23 protein-coding genes are annotated in these 20122 nt (G+C 70.5%); 5 read left to right on the forward strand and 18 right to left on the reverse strand.

Translation table 11 applies throughout. The features are described 5' to 3' along the window. From miaB to G3N18_RS10025, 15 genes are all read right to left on the reverse strand, one after another. On the reverse strand, nt 1–1523 hold a 1523-nt coding region (gene miaB, locus G3N18_RS09955), incomplete at its 3' end, for a tRNA (N6-isopentenyl adenosine(37)-C2)-methylthiotransferase MiaB (RefSeq protein ID WP_196384129.1). 88 nt (nt 1524–1611) lie between these two features. Next, nucleotides 1612–2379 carry a regulatory protein RecX gene (locus G3N18_RS09960; protein ID WP_196384130.1) on the reverse strand — a complete coding sequence of 256 codons (768 nt, stop codon included), beginning with the start codon at nt 2377–2379 and terminating at the stop codon, nt 1612–1614. Continuing rightward, a complete protein-coding gene (gene recA / locus G3N18_RS09965; RefSeq protein WP_196384131.1) occupies nt 2379–3431 on the reverse strand; it encodes a recombinase RecA in 1053 nt (350 codons plus the stop codon). Before recA ends, G3N18_RS09960 begins: the two co-directional genes overlap by 1 nt. Before the next feature lie 270 nt (nt 3432–3701). Beyond that, nucleotides 3702–3926: a DUF3046 domain-containing protein gene (locus tag G3N18_RS09970; RefSeq protein ID WP_196384132.1), complete on the reverse strand. Its 225-nt coding sequence runs from the start codon at nt 3924–3926 to the stop codon at nt 3702–3704. Nucleotide 3927: 1 nt separating this feature from the next. Then, entirely contained in the window at nt 3928–4245 is a 318-nt protein-coding gene (locus G3N18_RS09975; protein WP_196384133.1) for a helix-turn-helix domain-containing protein, read from the reverse strand. 189 nt (nt 4246–4434) lie between these two features. Further along, a complete protein-coding gene (locus G3N18_RS09980; RefSeq protein ID WP_399548545.1) occupies nt 4435–4989 on the reverse strand; it encodes a CinA family protein in 555 nt (184 codons plus the stop codon). Continuing rightward, nucleotides 4986–5561, reverse strand: coding sequence for a CDP-diacylglycerol--glycerol-3-phosphate 3-phosphatidyltransferase (gene pgsA / locus G3N18_RS09985; RefSeq protein ID WP_196384134.1), 576 nt, complete (start codon nt 5559–5561; stop codon nt 4986–4988). The genes G3N18_RS09980 and pgsA overlap by 4 nt, the downstream gene beginning before the upstream one ends. Nucleotides 5562–5570: 9 nt before the next feature. Further along, nucleotides 5571–8312: an FtsK/SpoIIIE family DNA translocase gene (locus tag G3N18_RS09990; protein WP_196384135.1), complete on the reverse strand. Its 2742-nt coding sequence runs from the start codon at nt 8310–8312 to the stop codon at nt 5571–5573. A gap of 94 nt (nt 8313–8406) precedes the next feature. Next, nucleotides 8407–8901 (reverse strand): GNAT family N-acetyltransferase, encoded by a 495-nt coding sequence (locus tag G3N18_RS09995; protein WP_196384136.1) that lies wholly within the window; start codon nt 8899–8901, stop codon nt 8407–8409. 126 nt (nt 8902–9027) lie between these two features. Beyond that, complete coding sequence (locus G3N18_RS10000; RefSeq protein WP_196384137.1) at nt 9028–10704, reverse strand: ribonuclease J; 1677 nt, start codon at nt 10702–10704, stop codon at nt 9028–9030. A gap of 64 nt (nt 10705–10768) precedes the next feature. After that, on the reverse strand, nt 10769–11746 hold the full coding sequence (gene dapA / locus G3N18_RS10005) for a 4-hydroxy-tetrahydrodipicolinate synthase (RefSeq protein ID WP_196384138.1): 978 nt from the start codon (nt 11744–11746) through the stop codon (nt 10769–10771). Between the two features lie 116 nt (nt 11747–11862). After that, the gene (locus tag G3N18_RS10010; protein WP_196384139.1) at nt 11863–12735 is read right to left on the reverse strand and encodes a DUF559 domain-containing protein; all 873 of its coding nucleotides are present in this window, start codon (nt 12733–12735) and stop codon (nt 11863–11865) included. Between the two features lie 288 nt (nt 12736–13023). Continuing rightward, the gene (locus G3N18_RS10015; RefSeq protein WP_196384140.1) at nt 13024–13788 is read right to left on the reverse strand and encodes an SDR family NAD(P)-dependent oxidoreductase; all 765 of its coding nucleotides are present in this window, start codon (nt 13786–13788) and stop codon (nt 13024–13026) included. 58 nt (nt 13789–13846) lie between these two features. After that, the gene (locus G3N18_RS10020) at nt 13847–14347 is read right to left on the reverse strand and encodes a dihydrofolate reductase (RefSeq protein ID WP_196384160.1); all 501 of its coding nucleotides are present in this window, start codon (nt 14345–14347) and stop codon (nt 13847–13849) included. After that, on the reverse strand, nt 14347–15162 hold the full coding sequence (locus G3N18_RS10025; RefSeq protein WP_196384141.1) for a thymidylate synthase: 816 nt from the start codon (nt 15160–15162) through the stop codon (nt 14347–14349). Before G3N18_RS10025 ends, G3N18_RS10020 begins: the two co-directional genes overlap by 1 nt. Before the next feature lie 116 nt (nt 15163–15278). Here G3N18_RS10025 and G3N18_RS10030 point away from each other — a divergent pair, with 116 nt between their 5' ends. From G3N18_RS10030 to G3N18_RS10045, 4 genes are all read left to right on the forward strand, one after another. Next, nucleotides 15279–15716 (forward strand): thioredoxin domain-containing protein, encoded by a 438-nt coding sequence (locus G3N18_RS10030; RefSeq protein WP_196384142.1) that lies wholly within the window; start codon nt 15279–15281, stop codon nt 15714–15716. Next, nucleotides 15709–16215, forward strand: coding sequence for a DUF4395 domain-containing protein (locus G3N18_RS10035; RefSeq protein ID WP_196384143.1), 507 nt, complete (start codon nt 15709–15711; stop codon nt 16213–16215). Before G3N18_RS10030 ends, G3N18_RS10035 begins: the two co-directional genes overlap by 8 nt. A 115-nt stretch (nt 16216–16330) precedes the next feature. Next, a complete protein-coding gene (locus G3N18_RS10040; RefSeq protein WP_196384144.1) occupies nt 16331–16756 on the forward strand; it encodes an OsmC family peroxiredoxin in 426 nt (141 codons plus the stop codon). After that, entirely contained in the window at nt 16749–17666 is a 918-nt protein-coding gene (locus G3N18_RS10045; RefSeq protein ID WP_196384145.1) for a TIGR01777 family oxidoreductase, read from the forward strand. Before G3N18_RS10040 ends, G3N18_RS10045 begins: the two co-directional genes overlap by 8 nt. Before the next feature lie 22 nt (nt 17667–17688). Here G3N18_RS10045 and G3N18_RS10050 read toward each other — a convergent pair whose 3' ends face one another. Both G3N18_RS10050 and dapB read right to left on the reverse strand, forming a co-directional pair. Beyond that, nucleotides 17689–18135, reverse strand: coding sequence for a hypothetical protein (locus G3N18_RS10050; protein WP_196384146.1), 447 nt, complete (start codon nt 18133–18135; stop codon nt 17689–17691). Continuing rightward, entirely contained in the window at nt 18132–18965 is an 834-nt protein-coding gene (gene dapB / locus G3N18_RS10055; RefSeq protein ID WP_196384147.1) for a 4-hydroxy-tetrahydrodipicolinate reductase, read from the reverse strand. The genes G3N18_RS10050 and dapB overlap by 4 nt, the downstream gene beginning before the upstream one ends. 43 nt (nt 18966–19008) lie before the next feature. Here dapB and G3N18_RS10060 point away from each other — a divergent pair, with 43 nt between their 5' ends. Then, on the forward strand, nt 19009–19479 hold the full coding sequence (locus G3N18_RS10060; protein ID WP_196384148.1) for a GNAT family N-acetyltransferase: 471 nt from the start codon (nt 19009–19011) through the stop codon (nt 19477–19479). A gap of 7 nt (nt 19480–19486) precedes the next feature. On the opposite strand, the gene G3N18_RS10065 is transcribed toward G3N18_RS10060, so the two are convergent. Next, on the reverse strand, nt 19487–20086 hold the full coding sequence (locus G3N18_RS10065) for a histidine phosphatase family protein (RefSeq protein WP_196384149.1): 600 nt from the start codon (nt 20084–20086) through the stop codon (nt 19487–19489). Nucleotides 20087–20122: the final 36 nt, after the last annotated feature.

A 20122-nucleotide genomic window follows, 5' to 3' on the forward strand; every position in this document is an offset into this window, starting at 1 on the left:
CGGCGCCCGTCCGCGGTCACCGACGCGCCGGTCGAGGCCGGAGCGGGCACGCCGCACGACTCCGCCTGCGTGCGGTCCCACGCGTCACCGGCGCGCGTGCGCCGGATCTGCAGCGGGGCGCCGTCGGGGCTATCGGCGAGCAGGTAGAACGGGGCGGCCTGCGTGATCGCCACCGTCACGACGTCGCCGGGGCGCGGCTTCTCGCTGCCCACGGGCAGTTCGACGTGCACGAGGCGGCCGTCCTCGGCGCGGCCGGTGAGACGGTGCGTCGTGGCATCCTTCTTGCCCTCCCCCGCCGAGATCAGCACCTGCACCTCGCGGCCGACCTGCTTCTGGTTCTCCTCCAGGCTGATGCGGTCCTGCAGGGCGACGAGCCGCTCGTACCGCTCCTGCACGACGGCCTTGGGAACCTGGTTCTCCATGGTCGCCGCGGGGGTGCCCTCGCGGATCGAGTACTGGAAGGTGAAAGCGCTCGCGAAGCGGGCCTGCTCGACGACGCGCAGCGTGTCTTCGAAGTCCTCGTCGGTCTCTCCCGGGAAGCCGACGATGATGTCGGTCGAGATCGCCGCGTGCGGCATGCGGGCGCGCACCCGGTCGAGGATGCCGAGGAAGCGGTCGCTGCGGTACGACCGGCGCATCGCCTTCAGGATGCGGTCGGAGCCAGACTGCAGCGGCATGTGCAGTTGCGGCATGACGGCGGGGGTGTCCGCCATCGCGTCGATGACGTCGTCGGTGAAGGCCGCCGGGTGCGGGCTCGTGAAGCGGATGCGCTCGAGACCGGGGATCTCCCCGGCCGCTCGGAGGAGCTTTCCGAATGCCTGGCGGTCGCCGAACTCGACGCCGTAGCTGTTGACGTTCTGGCCGAGGAGCGTCACCTCGATGGCGCCGTCGTCGGCGAGCAGCCGCATCTCGTTCAGGATGTCGCCGGGGCGGCGGTCCTTCTCCTTGCCGCGCAGGTGCGGCACGATGCAGAAGGTGCAGGTGTTGTTGCACCCGACCGAGATCGACACCCACCCGCTGTAGACGGAGTCGCGCTTGGTGGGGAGGGTCGACGGGAAGACCTCGAGCGCTTCGAGGATCTCGAGCTCGGCATCGCCGTTGTGGCGCGCGCGTTCGAGCAGGGTCGGCAGCGATCCCATGTTGTGGGTGCCGAAGACCACGTCGACCCAGGGGGCCTTCTGCTGCACGGCATCCTTGTCCATCTGCGCCATGCAGCCGCCGACGGCGATCTGCATGCCCTCGTGCTTGTCTTTGCGGCTCTTCAGGTGCCCGAGGGTGCCGTAGAGCTTGCCGGCGGCGTTGTCGCGCACGGCACACGTGTTGATCACGATGACGTCGGCCTCGGCGCCTACATCGGCGCGCACGTAGCCAGCCGATTCCAGCGACCCTGAGAGGCGCTCGGAATCGTGCACGTTCATCTGGCAGCCGAACGTGCGCACTTCGTACGTGCGCGCGCGGCCGTCAGCGGCGACGGCGGCGCTCGAGGGCGCGATCAAGGTGGGAGCGGCGGACGGAGAAGTCATGATCGTTCCATTCTACGATCCGGCCGCCGCCCCGGCCCCGAGACCCCCGGCCCGAGAACCGCGGCTCCGAGAAACGACAGCTCAGGGCTCAGGGCTCGAAGCGCACTCCGCGCACGGCGGGCCGGTCGAGCTCGTCGAGCGCACGCCGGGCGACCTCGAGTGAGGCGCCACCGTAGCCGCGGCGCGCGAGCTGGCCCGACAGCCGCCGCAGGGCGACCTCGCGATCGAGGCCCCGCATGCTGCGCGCCTTGGTGCGGGCGAACTCGAGAGCGCGCTCGCGCTCGTCGCCGGGCATGGCATCGAGTGCCGCGTCGATCACCTCGCGCGGGAGCCCCCGCGCTTTGAGGGTCTGCGCGACCTGCATGCGCCCTTGGCCCTTGCGGTCGACGGCCGTGTGCACGAGCTGCTCGGCGAGTGCGGCGTCGTCGAGGTAACCGTGCCCGAGAAAGCGACCGATGATCTCTTCTGCCGCGTCGCCGTCGACCTCGCTGCCCCGCAGCACGTCGCGAGCCTCCCGCTCCGACAGCGATCGGGTGCGCAGCTTGCGCAGGAGTGTCGCCTCACCCGCCGCGGCGATCTCTTCGGCGGCGCCCGGGTCGGCGTCCGCGAACGCCTCGCCGGCGCCCGGTGTCGCGGATGCCCCGCCAGAGCCGGATGCCCAGCCCGAGGTGCCGCCCGTGCCGGAAGCCCCGGCGGCACGCTCGGCCCACGTGTTGTTCCAGGCCGACGCGTCGTCGTCCGGGCGCCTCGCGGCGCCGCCGTCACGCGCCGACATCCGGTCACCGGTGGAGGCTCCCCCAACGAACAAGGGGATCACGGGGGCGAGGCTCTCCTCGCCCCCGTCGTCGCGAATCATCAGGCCGGGCGACGCTCGGCGAGGTCGGCGACCGGCGCCGTGGCATCCGACTTCGGCTGGCCGATGCCGAGCTTCTGCAGGATCTTCGTCTCGATGTCGGCGGCGATGTCGGGGTTCTTCAGCAAGAAGTTGCGCGCGTTCTCTTTGCCCTGACCGAGCTGCTCGCCGTCGTAGGTGTACCAGGCACCCGACTTCTTGACGATGGCCTGGTCCACGCCGTAGTCGATGAGCGATCCCTCGCGCGAGATGCCGACGCCGTAGAGGATGTCGAACTCGGCCTGCTTGAACGGCGGGGCCATCTTGTTCTTCACGACCTTCACGCGCGTGCGGTTGCCGACCGCCTCGGTGCCGTCTTTCAGGGTCTCGATGCGGCGGATGTCTAGCCGCACCGAGGCGTAGAACTTCAGCGCCTTGCCACCCGCGGTGGTCTCGGGCGAGCCGAAGAACACGCCGATCTTCTCGCGCAGCTGGTTGATGAAGATCATGGTGGTGCCGGTCTGGCTGAGCCCACCGGTGAGCTTGCGCAGCGCCTGCGACATGAGGCGAGCCTGCAGGCCGACGTGCGAGTCGCCCATCTCGCCTTCGATTTCGGCCTTAGGAACGAGGGCGGCGACAGAGTCGATCACGACGAGGTCGATGGCCCCCGAGCGCACGAGCATGTCGGCGATCTCGAGCGCCTGCTCACCGGTGTCGGGCTGCGACACCAGCAGCTGGTCGATGTCGACGCCGAGCTTCTGGGCGTAGTCGGGGTCGAGCGCGTGCTCGGCGTCGACGAACGCCGCGATGCCGCCGGCGCGCTGCACGTTGGCGATGGCGTGCAGGGTGAGGGTCGTCTTACCCGACGACTCAGGCCCGTAGATCTCTACGATGCGGCCGCGGGGCAGTCCGCCCACGCCGAGGGCGACGTCGAGGGCGATGGAACCCGTGGGGATGACGGCGACGGGGGCGCGCTCGTCGCTGCCGAGACGCATCACCGAGCCCTTTCCGAACTGCCGGTCGATCTGGGCGAGGGCCGATTCGAGGGCCTTCTCGCGGTCTGCGGGTGAGGGCATGACGTGCTCCTTCGTGCTCTGCCGTCGGCGGCTGCGCCGCGTCGGGGTGTCCGTCGCCTGTAGGCTGTCGCCCTTTCTCCCGACGGGAGTTCGGTGCGACAAGGCGGAGGTGTCGTGTTGACGCCGTCCACGTTACGAACACCCTCCGACATCGGCGGCGAGTCGAGCGGCGGATGCGCCGTAACGGTGGACAACCTCTCGGCGACCCCTCTTGTGGAGGAGCCTATGCGGGCATCGAACAAAAGTACGACGACACGCCGGTCGGGAGTTCTAAGCGCGGCGCGGGTCGAGCAGGCCCACCCCGTGACGGCGCGCTTCGGGCACATCCGCTTCGATGCACAGCGCGAGCCAGACGTCACGCGGGGGCACACCGTCGGACAGCGCCTGCGCCGCCGTGCGGTAGCCGACGCCCGACAGCGACAGATCGGTCACGACGAACGCTGCACGCTCACCGAATTCGTCGTCGACGGCGCGCTGGAACTCGCTGCGCCGCACGTCAGCGCAGCGAGAGCTGCGACTGGATGTCGCGATCGAGCGCGGCGAGGTCGTCGGGCACCACGTCGGGGAAGACCTGCAGGCCCTCGAGCACCGAGATGCGGTCGCCCACTTCGCGCATGATCGTCGAGATGGGAACGTCGAGCGCTTCGGCGACCGAGGCGAGGATCTCGCTGGATGCCTCTTTCTGGCCGCGTTCGACCTCGCTCAGGTAGCCGAGGGCGACGCTCGCGCGCCCCGCCACCTGGCGGAGGGTGCGCCCCTTCTGCAGACGAAAGTCGCGCAGGACTTCGCCGATTTCCTGACGAACCAGGATCATGTCGGGCCCCCTCCTCTGACAGTGATTCCGCGTTCCCGGGTGGGGAACATGACAACTCTTGCACGTCACCCTAACCCCCGAGTGCTGGGGAATGGGTGGGAATCACCATTCGTAACAGGGATGTCACACCGGCTATTCCCACGCGAAACGGCGCGGTCCTGGGCATCCGTTCCACGGCAGACCCCGAGGTCAGAGCGCTTCGAGCGCCAGCCGCACGGCGAGGGCCGCGGCCTCCGCCCGGATGGCGGCACGATCCCCCGCCAGCTGCACCGACTCGACCCGCGATCCGAGCGGCGTCGAGACGGCCACGTGCACCGTGCCGACCGGCTGCCCGTCGGGCGAGACCGGACCGGCGATGCCGGTCGTGGCGATGCCGACATCGGCGGGGAGGTCTTCACGGCCGAGCGCGCGGCGCACGCCGTCGGCCATCTGCCGCGCCACCCGGGGATGCACGGGCCCGTGCGCGGCGAGGAGGGTCTCGTCGACTCCGAGGAGGGCGGCCTTCACGTCGGTGGCGTAGGCGACGATGCCGCCGCGCAGCACGGCCGACGATCCCGGCACCGAGACGATCGACGAGACCACGAGTCCCCCGGTGAGCGACTCGGCGACGCCGACCGTCCAGCCGAGCTCGCCGAGCCGCGACACGAGCCGCTCGGGCTCGCTCAGGCGTCCGACCGAAACCTGGGTGTTCTCGAGGTCGTCCGGAAGCTCCGGCAGCCCGGGCAGCGGCGTCACCGGGGTCACCGTGTCGCCTCCCGACCGCGCCGCGCGCCGCGGATCTCGGTGACGACGTAGTCGATGCCGCTCGCGACGGTGAGGAGCACCGCGATCGACATCGTGATGGTGTTCACGACGTGGATCCAGTCGCCCACGATCGTCCACAGCGGCAACAGCGCGAGCGACAGGGCGACCGCCTGCGCCACGGTCTTGAGCTTGCCCATCCACGCGGCGGCGACGACGTGGTCGCTCGCCACGATCAGCCGGTGCACCGTGATGCCGACCTCACGCACCAGCACGACGATCGTCACCCACCACGGCAGCTCGCCGAGGATCGACAGACCGATGAACGCGCACCCGGTGAGCGCCTTGTCGGCGATCGGGTCGAGGAGCTTCCCGAGATCGGTGACGATCTCGTATTTGCGGGCGAGGTAGCCGTCGATGCCGTCAGTCGCGATCGCGACGATGAAGAGGATCGCCGCCCACCAGCGCAGAGGCCCGTCCTGCCCGGCATCCGCCAGCAGCATCCACAGGAACACCGGCGCGCACAGGATGCGCACGATCGTGATCGCGTTCGGGAGCTGCCGGGGGATCGTCACGTGCCGAGCCTACTGGTCGCGCCCGGTGAGCCCCCAGGCATCCTCGGATGCATCCTCCGACTCGACGACCTCGTAGCCGTCGAACTGGGCGTCGACCGCGTCGGGGCCGTAGCCGTCCACCCCGGCGGGCGCCGAGGGCTTGGCCGGCGCGGGTGGGTCGTCGCCGCGCAGCCGCGCGAGCACCTCGGGCAGCTGGTCGGGCGTCACGAGCACGTCGCGCGCCTTCGACCCTTCGGACGGGCCGACGATCTCGCGCGACTCGAGCAGGTCCATGAGGCGCCCGGCCTTGGCGAAACCGACGCGCAGCTTGCGCTGCAGCATCGAGGTCGAGCCGAACTGCGTCGAGATGATCTGTTCGGCCGCCGCCAGCAGAAGCTCGAGGTCGTCACCGATGTCGGCGTCGATCTCTTTCTTCTCGGCCACCGCGGCGACGTCGGCGCGGTAATCGGGCCGCGCCTGGTTCTTGACGTGGTGGACGACCTTCTCGATCTCGCTCTCGGCCACCCACGCACCCTGCACGCGGAGCGCCTTCGAGGCCCCCATCGGCAGGAAGAGCCCGTCGCCCTGCCCGATCAGCCGGTCGGCGCCGGGCTGGTCGAGGATGACGCGGGAATCGGTGACGCTCGTGACGGCGAAGGCGAGGCGCGAGGGAACGTTGGCCTTGATAAGGCCCGTGACGACGTCGACCGACGGGCGCTGCGTGGCGAGCACGAGGTGGATGCCACTCGCGCGCGCGAGCTGCGTGATGCGCACGATCGAGTCTTCGACGTCGCGCGGCGCGACCATCATGAGATCGGCGAGCTCGTCGACGACCACCAGGAGGTACGGATAGGGCTTCAGCACCCGCTCGCTGCCGACGGGCAGGTTGATCTCGCCCGCGACCACCGCACGGTTGAAGTCGTCGATGTGTCGGAAGCCGAACGACGCGAGATCGTCGTAGCGCATGTCCATCTCTTTCACGACCCACTGCAGCGCCTCGGCGGCCTTCTTGGGGTTCGTGATGATGGGGGTGATCAGGTGCGGCACGCCGGCGTAGCTCGTGAGTTCGACGCGCTTGGGGTCGATGAGCACCATCCGCACTTCGGAGGGCTTCGCGCGCATCAGCAGGCTCGTGATCATCGAGTTCACGAAGCTCGACTTGCCCGAGCCGGTCGACCCGGCCACGAGCAGGTGGGGCATTTTCGCGAGGTTCGCGACGACGTACCCGCCGCCGACGTCTTTGCCGACGCCGATGGTCATGGGGTGGGTCTGACTCGTCGAGGCCGGCGAGCGCAGCACGTCGCCGAGCGTCACGATCTCGCGGTCGGTGTTCGGGATCTCGACGCCGATCGCGCTCTTGCCGGGGATGGGCGCGAGGATGCGCACTTCGTTGGATGCCACGGCGTAGGCGATGTTGTTGGTCAGCGCCGTGATGCGCTCGACCTTCACGCCCGGGCCGAGCGCGATCTCGTACTGCGTGACGGTCGGGCCGCGCGAGAAGCCGGTGACCCGGGCATCGACCGAGAACTGCTCGAAGACGCCGGTGATCGCCGCGACGACCCGGTCGTTGGCTTCGGAGCGCGCCTTCGGCGGGGTGCCCGCCGCGAGCGCGGTCGCGGACGGCAGACGGTAGGGAGGTGTCGGCGGACGCCCGTCGTGGTCGTCGCCGAGCGCCGAGATCCCGGGCAGCGTGCCGTCGTCGAGGATGATCTCGCCGCTGTCCTCGCGGATGCCGGTGTCGGTGCGCCCGGCCCGGCTCGCCGCCTTCTTGGCGTTCGCGATCACCGCGGGGTCGATGACCTCGGTGGCCGCGTCGGCGAGCGACGGCATCGGCGGCATGGGAGGCAGGGGCTCCGGGGTCGGCACCGCGAGCGCCTGGTCGAACCCGCCGTCGCCCGACGTGCTGAGGAGCGCCGTGAGGTCGTCGGAGCCGAGGTGTCCGTCGGTGTCTTCTTCGCGCCCGGTCTTGTTGCGACGCCACCACGGTGTGCCGGCGTCTTTCGCGTCGCCGTCGCCGTCGGGCGAGAACGCGACGGTGGGTCCGGTCGCCGTGGCATCCATCGGCGCCGGGCGCTCGGCGTCGAACATCCACGCGTACAGGTCGCCGAGGCGGCGTCCGATGCGGTTCGGCGGCGTCTTGGTGAGGATCAGCACGCTGAGCACCGTGAGGATGCCGAGGATGAGATACGCGCCGACGTTCGTGAGCAGGGTCAGCGGCTCCCCCACCATCCAGCCGAACAGGCCGCCCGCGCCGCTCAGCCCGGGGAGGCCGTCTTTCGGCTGCGGACGACCGCCCGCGAGATGGCAGAAGCCCGCGATCGACAGCACGAACAGGCCGAAGCCGATCCCGATGCGGCCGTTGTCGTGCACCGACGGCGGGTGACGGAAGAGCCAGCCCGCCAAAAGCAGCAGGAGCACCGGCATGATGAACGCGACGCGGCCGATCAGAGCACCCACGGTGTAGGCGCTGATGTTCGTGCCGACCTCGGTGCCGATCAGGAACCACTCGACGATGGCCCCCGCGACCGCCAGCAAAACCAGCAGGAATGGGAAGCCGTCGCGGCGCTGATCCTTCTCGAGGGTTTCGGGGCCGAACGCGCGGAACATGCCGCCCGTGGCATGCGCGAGCCCCAGCCACATCCGCACGACGACGGGGGGCTTGTCGGCCTCGTCGACGTAGCGCGTGGGCGCGGGATCGGGCTTGCGGGCACGCGATGAGGAGCCCTTCGCGGACGCGCGGGCGTTCGGGGGCGTACTCGTGGAACGTGCCATTGCTCCACGGTACGGCCGGGGTCTGACGTTTCGCCGGATTGACGCGGCCTCGCGCCCTGATCACCCGGGTCGACGAGGGCTCCGGTGCGGGCCGTCAGCGCAGGCGTTTGACCATCGTGTCGCGGCCGTGGCCGGCCTGCGTGACCGCGAACCCCTCGCTGCGGTACAGCTGGTGGGCGAAGTTGCCGCGCTCGACCGACAGGCTGATGCGCCCGAAGCCCTGCGCCCGCGCGTGATCGCACAAGCGTTGCAACAGCGCGCGCCCGACGCCGTGCGCGCGCCAGATCGGCCGCACGCCGATGATGAGCTCGGGCACCCCCGTGCCGATGTAGCCGAAGCCCGGATCGGTGCGCGGCAGCATGCGGTACCACGCCGCCCCGATCGGCTGACCCTGCGCATCGACCGCCACGAACCCCGCATCGCCGGGCCGCATCCAGCCGGTGAGGTAGCGGTGGTGATCGGGGTGGGCGATCACTTCGTGCCGCGGGCGCGCGCCACCCTGGCGCCAGTTCGCCGCCTCGACGACCATGTCGCCGAGGAAGGCGCCGTCCGCCTGCGTGGCAGGGCGGATCGAGAAGCTCGCGGGCATGCCGACAGCGTACCGACCCCGTATTACGCGGGGATCACGGCGCGGGTTGCGGTTCGCGGGGCGGTTCTCGCCGGTATCGGGGGCCGAATCCGGAGCGAGGCGACCCGCGAAGCCCTGACGGGGCGGTTACGCCTCGATGACGAGAGGCACGATCATCGGGCGGCGGCGCAGCTGCTGGTTCACCCACCGGCCGATCGTGCGGCGCACGACCTGCGACAGCGCGTGCGTGTCGCGCACGCCCGACTGCGCGGCCTCGGTGAGCGCGGCGACGATCTTGGGCTTGACCGAATCGAACACGCTGTCGTCTTCGGCGAAGCCGCGGGCGTGCACCTCGGGCCCCGTGATGACGCGGCCCGTCGCGGCATCCACCACGACGATCACGGAGATGAAGCCCTCTTCGCCGAGGATGCGGCGGTCTTTCAGGTCGGCGTCGGTGATCTCGCCGACGGTCGATCCGTCGACGTAGACGAAGCCGAGGTCGAGCTGACCGACGACCTTCGCGACCCCGTCGCGCAGATCGACGACGGTGCCGTTCTCGGCGATGATCGTGTTCTCTGCCGGGATGCCGGTGTCTTGCGCGAGCTTCGCGTTCGCGATCAGGTGGCGGTACTCGCCGTGCACGGGCATGACGTTGCGCGGCTGCAGGATGTTGTAGCAGTAGAGCAGCTCGCCCGCCGCGGCGTGGCCCGACACGTGCACCTTGGCGTTGCCCTTGTGCACGACGTTGGCGCCGAGCTTGGTGAGCCCGTCGATCACGCGGTAGACCGCGTTCTCGTTGCCGGGGATGAGGCTCGAGGCGAGGATCACGGTGTCGCCCTCGCCGATCTCGATCGCGTGGTCCATGTTGGCCATGCGCGAGAGCACCGCCATCGGCTCGCCCTGCGAGCCGGTCGACATGTAGACGATCTTGTCGTCGGGCAGGTCGCGGGCCTTCTTGTAGTCGATGAGCACACCGTCGGGCACGGTGAGGTAGCCGAGGTCTTCGGCGATCGTCATGTTGCGCACCATCGAGCGGCCGAGGAAGGCGACGCGGCGCCCGTTCGCCGCGGCGGCGTCGATCACCTGCTGCACACGGTGCACGTGGCTCGAGAAGCTCGCGACGATGACGCGGCGCGGGGCCTTGGCGATCACCTGGTCGAGCACGGGGCCGATCGCCCGCTCGAGCGGGGTGAAGCCCGGAACGTCGGCGTTCGTCGAGTCGACGAGGAACAGGTCGACCCCGTCTTCGCCGAGGCTCGCGAAGGCGCGGAGGTCGGTGAGGCGCCCGTCGAGGGGCAGCTGGTCCATCTTGAAGTCGCCCGTGGCGAGCACCGTGCCTGCGTCGGTGTGGATGGCGACGGCGAGCGCATCGGGGATCGAGTGGTTCACCGCGATGAACTCGAGATCGAACGGGCCGACCTGCTCCTCTTGACCCTCTTCGACCGTCAGCGTGTAGGCCTTGATGCGGTGCTCTTTGAGCTTCGCCTCGACGAGCGCGAGCGTGAGCTTCGAGCCGATGAGAGGGATGTCGCTCTTGAGCTTGAGCAGGTAGGGAACCGCACCGATGTGGTCTTCGTGACCGTGCGTCAGCACGACGCCCACGACGTCGTCGAGACGGTTCTTGATCGGCTCGAAATCGGGCAGGATCAGATCGACACCGGGCTGGTGCTCCTCGGGGAACAGCACCCCGCAGTCGACGACGAGCAGCTTGCCGTCGTATTCGAACACGGTCATGTTGCGACCGATCTCGGCGAGACCGCCGAGCGGGGTGACGCGCAGGGTGCCGCGCTCGAGCGCGGGCGGGTCGTAGACGTTCGTGGGCATCGGATGCCTCCTTCGGACAGCCGGGTTCGTCCCGGCATCCGCGTTTCTTCGTGGACGTGCGGTGTCAGCGGGTCGTGCCGTGCACCTTGGGCAGCGCTCCACCGGCGGCCGCGTTGCGGTCGGGGCGGAAGTTGGAGAAGTCGGCGCCGTCGACGCCGGCGACGAGCGCGAGCTCGTCTTCGATCAGGGCGGCCTCCCACTCCTCCGGCCCGACGAGGGGCAGGCGGACGCGGGGGCTCGAGATGAGGCCGAGGCCGTGCAGGATGTACTTCGCACTCACGGTGCCGGGCACGTGGGTCATGACGGCGCGCACGAGCGGCTCGAGGCTCTGGTGCGCGGCGGTCGCGGTGGCGAGATCGCCGCGGTTCACGGCATCCACCATCACGCGGTACGGGGCCGCCGTGATGTTCGCCGTCACGCCGATGAGGCCGGTGGCGCCGATCGCCATGTGCGGCAGCGCGTTCGCGTCGTCGCCCGAGAAGTACATCAGGTCGGTCTGGTTGAGCACGCGGCTCACCTCGCTGAAGTCGCCCTTGGCGTCTTTGATCGCGAGGATGTTGGGGTGCTTGGCGAGGCGCAGGATCGTCTCGTACTTGATCGGCACGCCCGTGCGGCCGGGGATGTCGTAGAGGATCACCGGCAGGTCGGTCGCGTCGGCGACCAGCCGGAAGTGCGTGAGGATGCCGGCCTGCGTGGGCTTGTTGTAGTACGGCGTGACGATCATGATGCCGTCGGCGCCGGCCTTCTCGCTGGCGCGGTACAGCTCGATCGCGTGGGCGGTCTCGTTCGAGCCGCCGCCCGTGATGATCTTGGCCCGGCCGGCCGACACCGACTTGCCGACCTCGACGAGCTTGAGCTTCTCGGGGTCGGTGAGGGTCGACGTCTCGCCCGTGGTACCGGTCACGACGACGCCGTCGGCGCCGGCCGTGATGACGTCGTCGATGTGCTTCTCGACAGCGGGCCAGTCGACCTCGCCGTCGGCCGTCATCGGAGTGACGAGTGCGACGAGAACCTGTCCGAACGGATTGCCCGAGTGCGTCATGGCTCCAGGGTATCGGTTCGGCCCGTGCGTGACCTCCGCGGGTTGGTCCGCCATCGCCTTGCGCCGGGCCCGTGATCATCCGTCGGAGCCGTGGGGCCTGTGTCGTCTGCCGGGACTCATCCGTAGACGTGCGCCCCAGCGCTCCGACGACTGGCGACGCGTAACCTCGCGAGCGTCGCCAAGATCGCAGCCTGCACGGTCGGCCAGTCGTGGATGATCAGTGCGTAGTCGAAGCGGAGTCGTTCGTACCCGGCGGCGGCCGCCCGCGCGTCGCGCACGAGATCCTTGTGCCGCTCCGCCTCTCTGGCATGACCCTCTCGGCCGTCCGACTCGATAATGAGAAGGCCGTCGACGAGAAAGTCGACACGGCCGACCGTGGCGATCTGCACTTGGGACTGCAGCCGGATGCCGAGGCGCAGCAACCGCAGACGCAGCAGCGATTCGAGGCCGCTCTCGGCATCGGGGCGGGCGATGTCGATGAGCCAGCGCTGCCCCGCCCGGAGGCTCGCGCGCACCTCGGCACGGTCGGCGGCGCTCAACAGCCCGAGGTGCCACGCCGACTCGAACGCGGCGAAGAACGCTTCGTCACCCAGGCACGCCGCGACCTGCACGAGCGCACGCACGATGCCGACGACACCAAATCCCGCGCCGCCGTCGTCGTGATGAGTGACGCATCGGCAGTCCGAGTGCGCGAACCTCCGGCCGCCGCGCCCGACCCAGACGTGCGCTACGGCAAGGTCGTCGAGAACCCACACCCCCGACCGGCGCAGCGCACTGGCGCACGCAAGCTCGCCGCCGTGGGCGGCAGCCATCCGCACGGCACGGTCGAGCCACGGCACGCAGTACACACCGCTGCGCACCCGATCGACCGCGCCGCAGGCCACGGCACGGCGCAGGTCAGTGCGCGTTGCGCCGGCCCGGAGCACCGCTACGCTCCGCGCGATCCCCTCGCGTTCGGTGAGAAAGTCCACGATGCCGCTCGGAGTCATCCCCACACCCTGGGCCCCGCCTGCGCCGCGCGGGTGTTAGCGACCCCGATCTGGGGACGATTCCGTCAACGAGCTCCCTGTGGAGGAGGCGGCGCGGGGCGCCGGCGGCGGCGATCCGGGCACCATTCGTCGGACCGGTGGTGCGGGTGTCGCCTAGGGCGCCCCAAGGGCATACAGGCGCACCACGGCTCCGACGAATGGTGACGAGACGCTGCGCAGCCCGGCGGGCGGGCGGGTCGAGGCCGGCCGGCTGGCCAGTGCGCGGGCGGGCGGGCGGGTTGAGCCGGGTCAGCGGCCGGTCTTGGCCAAGCGCGCGGCGAGGGGTGCGGGGAGCAGGCGCACGGCGGCGATGAGCAGTTTGTAGCGCAGCGACGGGATCGAGAGCGCCTTGCCACGCGCCGCGTCGCGCAGGCCCTCGCGCACGACAGTGTCGGCGTCGAGCCACATGAACGGCGGCACACCCTCGTGTCCGGGGGGCAGCCCGAGTCGTTCGTGAAAGTTCGTGTGCGTGAAGCCGGGGCAGACGGCCGTGACGGTCACGCCGCGCGGGCTGTAGACCGCGTTCGCCCAGCGGCTGAACGAGACGACCCACGCCTTGACGGCGCCGTAGGTGCCGCGCGGCATGAAGGCGGCGACGGATGCCACGTTGATGATCCGTCCGCTCCCCCGCTCGAGCATGGCGCCGAGCGCCGCGTGGGTGAGCCGCATCGTCGCCCGCACGTGCAGATCGAGGTGGCGCTCCTCGTCGGCGTACGTGTTCGCGGCGAAGTCGAGGTCGAGCCCGAACCCGGCGTTGTTGACGAGCACCTCGACCGGGCGAGCGGGATCGGCGAGGCGGGATGCCACCCGGTCGAGCCCGTCCGGATCGACGAGGTCTGCGGTCAGCACCTCGACGGCGACACCGGCGGAGATGCGCAGCGCGCCGGCGAAGCGTTCGAGAGCCTCGGTGTCACGGGCCACCAGAACGAGGTCTGCGCCGCGCGCGGCGAGCTGGCGCGCGAACTCCGCGCCGAGTCCTGAACTCGCGCCCGTGATCAGTGTCGTCTTCGCCATGCCGTCAGCCTACGCAGGCGCGCGTTACCGGCTGACCGCGAAGCCGTCCCGCGCCGCGTCAGGGCCGGATGAGCGTGAGGAACCGGTACGGCACGCCGGTACGCGACACCGACCATCCGTCGGCGGGCTCGATCGCGGCCGCGACCCAGCCCTCGTGCGCGGGCGCGAAGGTGTCGCCGCCAGTGACCTCGAGGTCGAGCTCGGTGACTTCGAGCACCGCGGCGCGAGGGAGCGCCTCGGCGAACAGACGCGCGCCGCCGATCACCCACGCCTCACCCGCCCCTGCGGCGAGCGCCAGCGCGGCATCCAGCGATTCCGCGCGCACGGCGCCCGGCTCGGCCCACGACGGCGAGCCCGTCACGACGATGTTGCGCCGCCCCGGCAGCGGGCGGAAGCGGGCCGGGAACGATTCCCACGTGCGCCGGCCCATGATCACGGGGTGGCCCGACGTCACCGCCTTGAAGTGGGCGAGGTCTTCGGGCACGTGCCACGGCATGCCGCCGTCTTTGCCGATCACTCCCCCGCGGGCCTGCGCCCAGACGAGCCCGAGCCGCACGATCAGACCGCGACGGCGGCGCGGATCGCCGGGTGGTGCTGGTAGTCCTCCAGCACGATGTCGTCGAAGGTGTAGTCGAAGATCGAGTCGGGCGTGCGGGCGAAACGCACCGTGGGGTACGGGTAGGCGTCGCGCGAGAGCTGCTCGCGCACCTGCTCGAGGTGGTTGTCGTAGATGTGGCAGTCGCCGCCGGTCCAGACGAAGTCGCCCGGTTCGAGACCCGTCTGCTGCGCGACCATCAGGGTGAGCAGCGCGTACGAGGCGATGTTGAACGGCACCCCGAGGAACATGTCGGCCGAGCGCTGGTAGAGCTGGCACGACAGCTTGCCGTCGGCGACATAGAACTGGAACAGCGCATGGCAGGGCGCGAGCGCCATGTCGGGGATGTCAGCCGGGTTCCACGCCGACACGATCAGCCGGCGCGAGTCGGGGTTCGACCGGATCTGCTCGACGACCTGCGAGATCTGGTCGATCTGCTCGCCCGAGGGGGTCGGCCACGACCGCCACTGCACGCCGTAGACGGGCCCGAGCTCACCCGAGGCATCGGCCCATTCGTCCCAGATGGTGACGCCGTTCTCTTGCAGCCACCCCACGTTCGACTCGCCGCGCAGAAACCAGAGCAGTTCGTAGACGATCGATTTCAGGTGCACCCGCTTGGTCGTCACGAGCGGAAAGCCCTGGGCGAGGTCGAACCGGGTCTGCCGGCCGAACACGCTCGTCGTACCGGTGCCGGTGCGGTCGTCTTTGTGCACGCCGTCTTCGAGCACCTCGCGCAGCAGGTCTTCATACGGGGTGGGAACGGATGCCTGTGCACTCACGCTGTCATCGTACCGGGGCCGTGCGACAGCGGGGCCGTGGCGGAATGTGACGGCCGCCTCGTCATACAAGGGCGATTCGGCCGCTTACCAGGCCGACCCCGTTAGGCTGATCGCCTGTGACCCTGTCAGATGCCATCATCGTGCTCACGGCCCTGCTCGCCGTGACGATCGGTGTCGGCGGGTTCGTGCGGTGGCGTCAGAACAAGCCGCGCAACGTCGATCCGGGCGAGGTCGTCGACCCGCAGCGTTTCGGCGCCGACGCCCTCGGCGAGCAGGCCACGCTGCTGCAGTTCAGCACCGAGATGTGCAGTCGCTGCCCGGGGGTCCACCGCATGCTCGGGTCGATCGCCGACGAACGCGACGGTGTGCTGCACCTCGACGTCGACCTCACCCACCGCCCCGACATCGCGAAGCACTTCCACGTGCTGCAGACGCCCACGACCCTCATCCTCGACCGCCACGGCGTCGTACAGACGCGCTTCGGCGGCACCCCCAGCCGAGAAGCCGTCCGGTTGGAGCTTTCCCGCGTGACCACGGAGGATGCCCATGTCTGACGCTCGCACCCCGAAGGGGATCGACCCGCGCGGGCCGCGCTTCGCGGCATCCATCACGACCGTGCTGCTGGCCATCGCGACTCTGCTCGCGCTCACCGGCACTTCTACGGCGAAGACCGCGACCACCGTCGCGGAGCGCGCCGCCGACCCGGGGTTCATCCTGCTGCTCGTGATCGCGCTGCTGTTCCTCTGGGGTGTGTTGTCGCCGCGCACGCAGCCGTGGAGCGTGCTGTATCGCCGACTGATCCAGCCGCGCCTCGCTCCGCCGACCGATCTCGAAGACCCGCGCCCGCCGCGCTTCGCGCAGGGTGTCGGCCTGTTCGTGACCACCATGGGGCTCGTGCTGCACCTCGCCGGGGTGCCGTGGGCGCTGCCGATCGCCGCGGCGCTCGCGTTCGTCGCCGCGTTCCTCAACGCGGTGTTCGGCCTGTGCCTCGGATGCCAGCTGTACCTGCTGCTGCAGCGCGCCGGCATCGTCGGCCGCGCCGCCACTGCCTGAGCGCACGACGCTGCGCAAGCCCCTCCCCTCGCCCGGCCCGGCCGTCTAGGCTCGTCGCAGGCGCTGCCCGCGCCGCAGACAGTCCACGACACCCGGCACACCCGAGGGAGACATCATGAGCGTCACGAGCGAAGCGAGCACCACCTGGAAGGGAACCCTCTTCGAAGGGTCGGGCGAGGTCGCGCTGGAAAGCTCGAACCAGGGCCCGTTCGCGGTCGACTGGAAGGCCCGCAGCGAGGGTTCCACCTCGGTGACGACGCCCGAAGAGCTCATCGCCGCGGCGCATTCCTCGTGCTTCAGCATGGCGCTCTCGAACGCGCTCACCCAGAACGGCACCCCGCCCGAGTCGATCGAGACGACCGCGTCGGTCACCTTCATCCCCGGCACCGGTATCACGGGGTCGCACCTGAACGTCAACGCGGTCGTGCCGGGACTGTCGGCCGAAGACTTCGCGCGCCTCGCGGACGAGGCGAAGAGCGGATGCCCCGTCTCTGCGGCCCTGAAGGGCATCGAGATCACCCTCGAGGCGTCGCTTGCCTGATTCCGCCGCGCGCGTCGTCGTCTCGGGCTCGTCGGGTCTGATCGGCCGCGCACTGGTCGCGTCGCTGCGCGCCGACGGCGTCGAGGTGACGCGGCTCGTCCGCCGCGAGGCGGAGGCGCAAGGCGAGGTGTCGTGGGACCCGCAGCGCACGCCCCTCGACCCGTCGGTGCTCGCGGGAGCGCGCGCCGTGGTCGCGCTCGGTGGCGCGAGCATCGGGCGCTTTCCGTGGACGCGGCGCTACAAGCACGAACTGGTGTGGTCGCGACTCGCTCCCACGCAAGCACTGGCCGCCGCCGTGAGGGCCCTCGGCGATGAAGCGCCCTCGTTCGTGTCTGCTTCGGCCGTCGGCTACTACCCCACCCAGCCCGCCGTTCCCGGCGAGCGCCTCACCGAGCAATCGCGCCGCGGCGAGTCGTTTCTCGCGGATCTGTGCGGTGAGTGGGAGGTCGCCGCGCGCGGCGCGGGCCCGCTCGCCCGGGTGGCGCTCCTGCGCACGGCGCCGGTGGTGCATGCCGAGGGCGTGCTGAAGCCGCTCACGACGCTCACCCGATTCGGCCTGTCCGGGCCGATCGGGCGCGGCACACAGGCCTGGCCGTGGATTTCGCTCGACGACGAGGTGCGCGCCATCCGGCACGTGATCGACAGCGACCTCGACGGCCCCGTCAACCTCACGGGCCCGACCCGGGCGACGGCGAACGACCTCGGCTTCGCGTTGGCACGACGCATGAACCGTCCGTTCCTTCTGCGCGCACCGGCGTGGGGGCTGCGCCTCGCCCTCGGCCGCGACGCCGCCGACGCGCTGCTGCTCAGCGACATGAACGTCGTGCCCGAGCGGCTCGAGGCATCCGGCTTCGCGTTCCGCCACCCGACGGTCGAGGATGCCGTGGCCGCAGCCGTCCCCGCCGGCTGACCCGCTGCCTGAGGGGCTGTCCTCAGCGGCGCTGAGCCTTCTCGAACCGGATCGCGGTGCGCATCGCCTGCCGCGCGCGCGGGCGGTCACCCGCTCCGTCGTACGCGAGTCCCAGCCGGAACCACGCCCGCCAGTCGTCGGGGTGCTCCTCGACGTCTGCCCGGTAGCGGGGAAAGAGTTCGTCGGCCTGCGACCGGTCGGGGCGACCGCTCGGGCGCACGTCGACCTCTTCGGTCGGCAGCGCGTGTTCGGCCTCGAGCAGCCGTGCGAGGCGCTGGGTGTCGAGCCCGAACGACAGCTCGCGCCACAGCGCCCACGCCGCGATGAGCGGCAGCACGATGAGCGCCACCCCCATGGCGACGCCGATCGGCTGACCCGAGACGAGCAGCAGCCACGCGCGCTGCGCGACGAGCACGATGTACAGCGCCAGCAGCACCGCCATGACGGCGACGCCGATGCGTGCGCTCATGCGCCGGTGGCCCGCGCGACCTGGCCGGGCACCCCGCCCTCGTCGAGGGGTGCCTCGTGGCGCGATGACGCGGCGCGCGGGCGGAGTCCGAGATCGATGAGCGCATCGAGACCGACCGTGACACCGCGGGCATCGCGCGCCGCGGCGAGGGCGACACGGATGCCCGGGGCATAGGCCAGCGCGGGATCGACGGTGTCGTGCACGATCGTGAGGCTCTCACCCGGGCCGGAGAGGATCGTCTCTTGCCGGGCGATGACACCGGGTCGGCGCAGCGAGTGGATCGGCACACTCGCGACCTGCTGGCCGCGGGCGCGCTGATCGACGTGCGGCGAGGCGACGGGGCCGACCTCGGCGCGCGCCGCCGCGATGAGCTCCGCGGTGCGCACAGCCGTGCCGCTCGGCGAATCGACCTTCGTCTCGCGGTGCGCCTCGACGATCTCGATCGCCGGGAAGTGGGGTGCGGCGGCGGCGGCGAGCGCCGTGCCGATGACCGAGCCGAGCGAGAAGTTCGGGATGAACACGGCGCCGGTGCCGGCCGCCTCGACGAGCGGGCGCACGAGGGCGATGCGTTCGTTCGACCAGCCCGACGTGCCGACGAGCACGTTGAGGCCACGCTCGATCGCGGCGCGCACGACGTCGATCGAGACGCTCGGGGTCGAGGCATCGACGACGAGATCGGCGCTGTCGAGCTCGCTCAGGTCGCTCTGCGATCCGAGCACCGCGACGACCTCGAAACCCGGTTCGGCGTCGATGACCGAGCGGATGATGCCGCCGAGCTTGCCTGTTCCGCCCACGAGGGCCACTCTCGTCGTGCTACCTGCGGGAGTCATGCCTCCAGACTAGGCGGTCACCGCCTCGGGATACGCTCGGAGCATGGTCACCCTCGTGCCGCTTGCCACCGATGATCCGCGAGCCCGGCGCCTGCTCACCGACTACTTCGCGATGCGCGCCGAGGCGTTCCCCGCCGGTCAGGCGTACCAGCCGGTGTTCCCCGAGGCATCCGTCTTCACACCGCCGGCCGGAGTCTTCTTCGTCGCGGTCGACGACGATGGGCGCGACGTCGGATGCGGAGGCATCCGACGCATCGCCGACGGGCCGCAGGGCGTGCGCTACGAGGTGAAGCACCTGTACCTCGACCCGTCGACGCGCGGTCGCGGCTGGGCTCGCGTGCTGCTCGAAGGTCTCGAGGCGCAGGCGCGCGCATGGGGCGCCGCCGACCTCGTGCTCGACACGCACCACACCCTGGAGGCGGCCGGCGGCCTGTACGCCCGCAGCGGGTTCGTCGCGATCGACCCCTACAACGACAACCCCAACGCGACTCGCTGGTACGGCAAGACGCTCTGAGGCCGAGTCAGACCGGCGGCACCTCGGGAAGGCCGGTGCGCAGCTCCATCGGCAGGTGCGACAGGTCGTTGTGCGACACGAGGGTCCACGGGCGGCCGGGGCGCTGCGCCAGCACGGTGAGTCCGCAGTGGGCCTGGTTGATCGTCAGCCAGCGCCACTGCGGCGCGTCGAGCACGGCACGCACGAACCACGCGATCACGAAGTTGTGGGTGATGAGAAGCTCGTGCGTCGCGGGCTTGCGCACGAGGAACTCTCCGACCGCGTCATCCATCTGCGCGCGCCCCGCCTCGATCTCGGCGTCGGTGTACGAGCCGAAGAACGACTCGTAGACGCCGGGGGTCTCGGGCGTCATGCCGGTCGGGATGCAGTCGAACAAGAGCGACGACGCCTGCGGCGTCACCGCCGGCAGCCGCACCGCGACGGCGCGCGCGGTCTCGGCGGCCCGCTCGAGGGGCGAGTGCCACAGCGCGTCGAGCGGCACACCCGACAGCCGGTCGGCCAGCAGCTCGGCCTGTCGACGCCCGCGAGGCGAGAGCGGTCCGTCTTCGAGACCGTGCTCGGCGTCGAGGTGCTCGCCATGGCGCACGAGGTACAGATAGTGCGTCACGGCAGGCTCATCTCTTCGGGGGGGGCTCCCCTCAGC

The sequence above is a fragment of the Microbacterium paulum genome (assembly GCF_015707995.1).
Taxonomy (GTDB): Bacteria; Actinomycetota; Actinomycetes; order Actinomycetales; family Microbacteriaceae; genus Microbacterium; species Microbacterium paulum.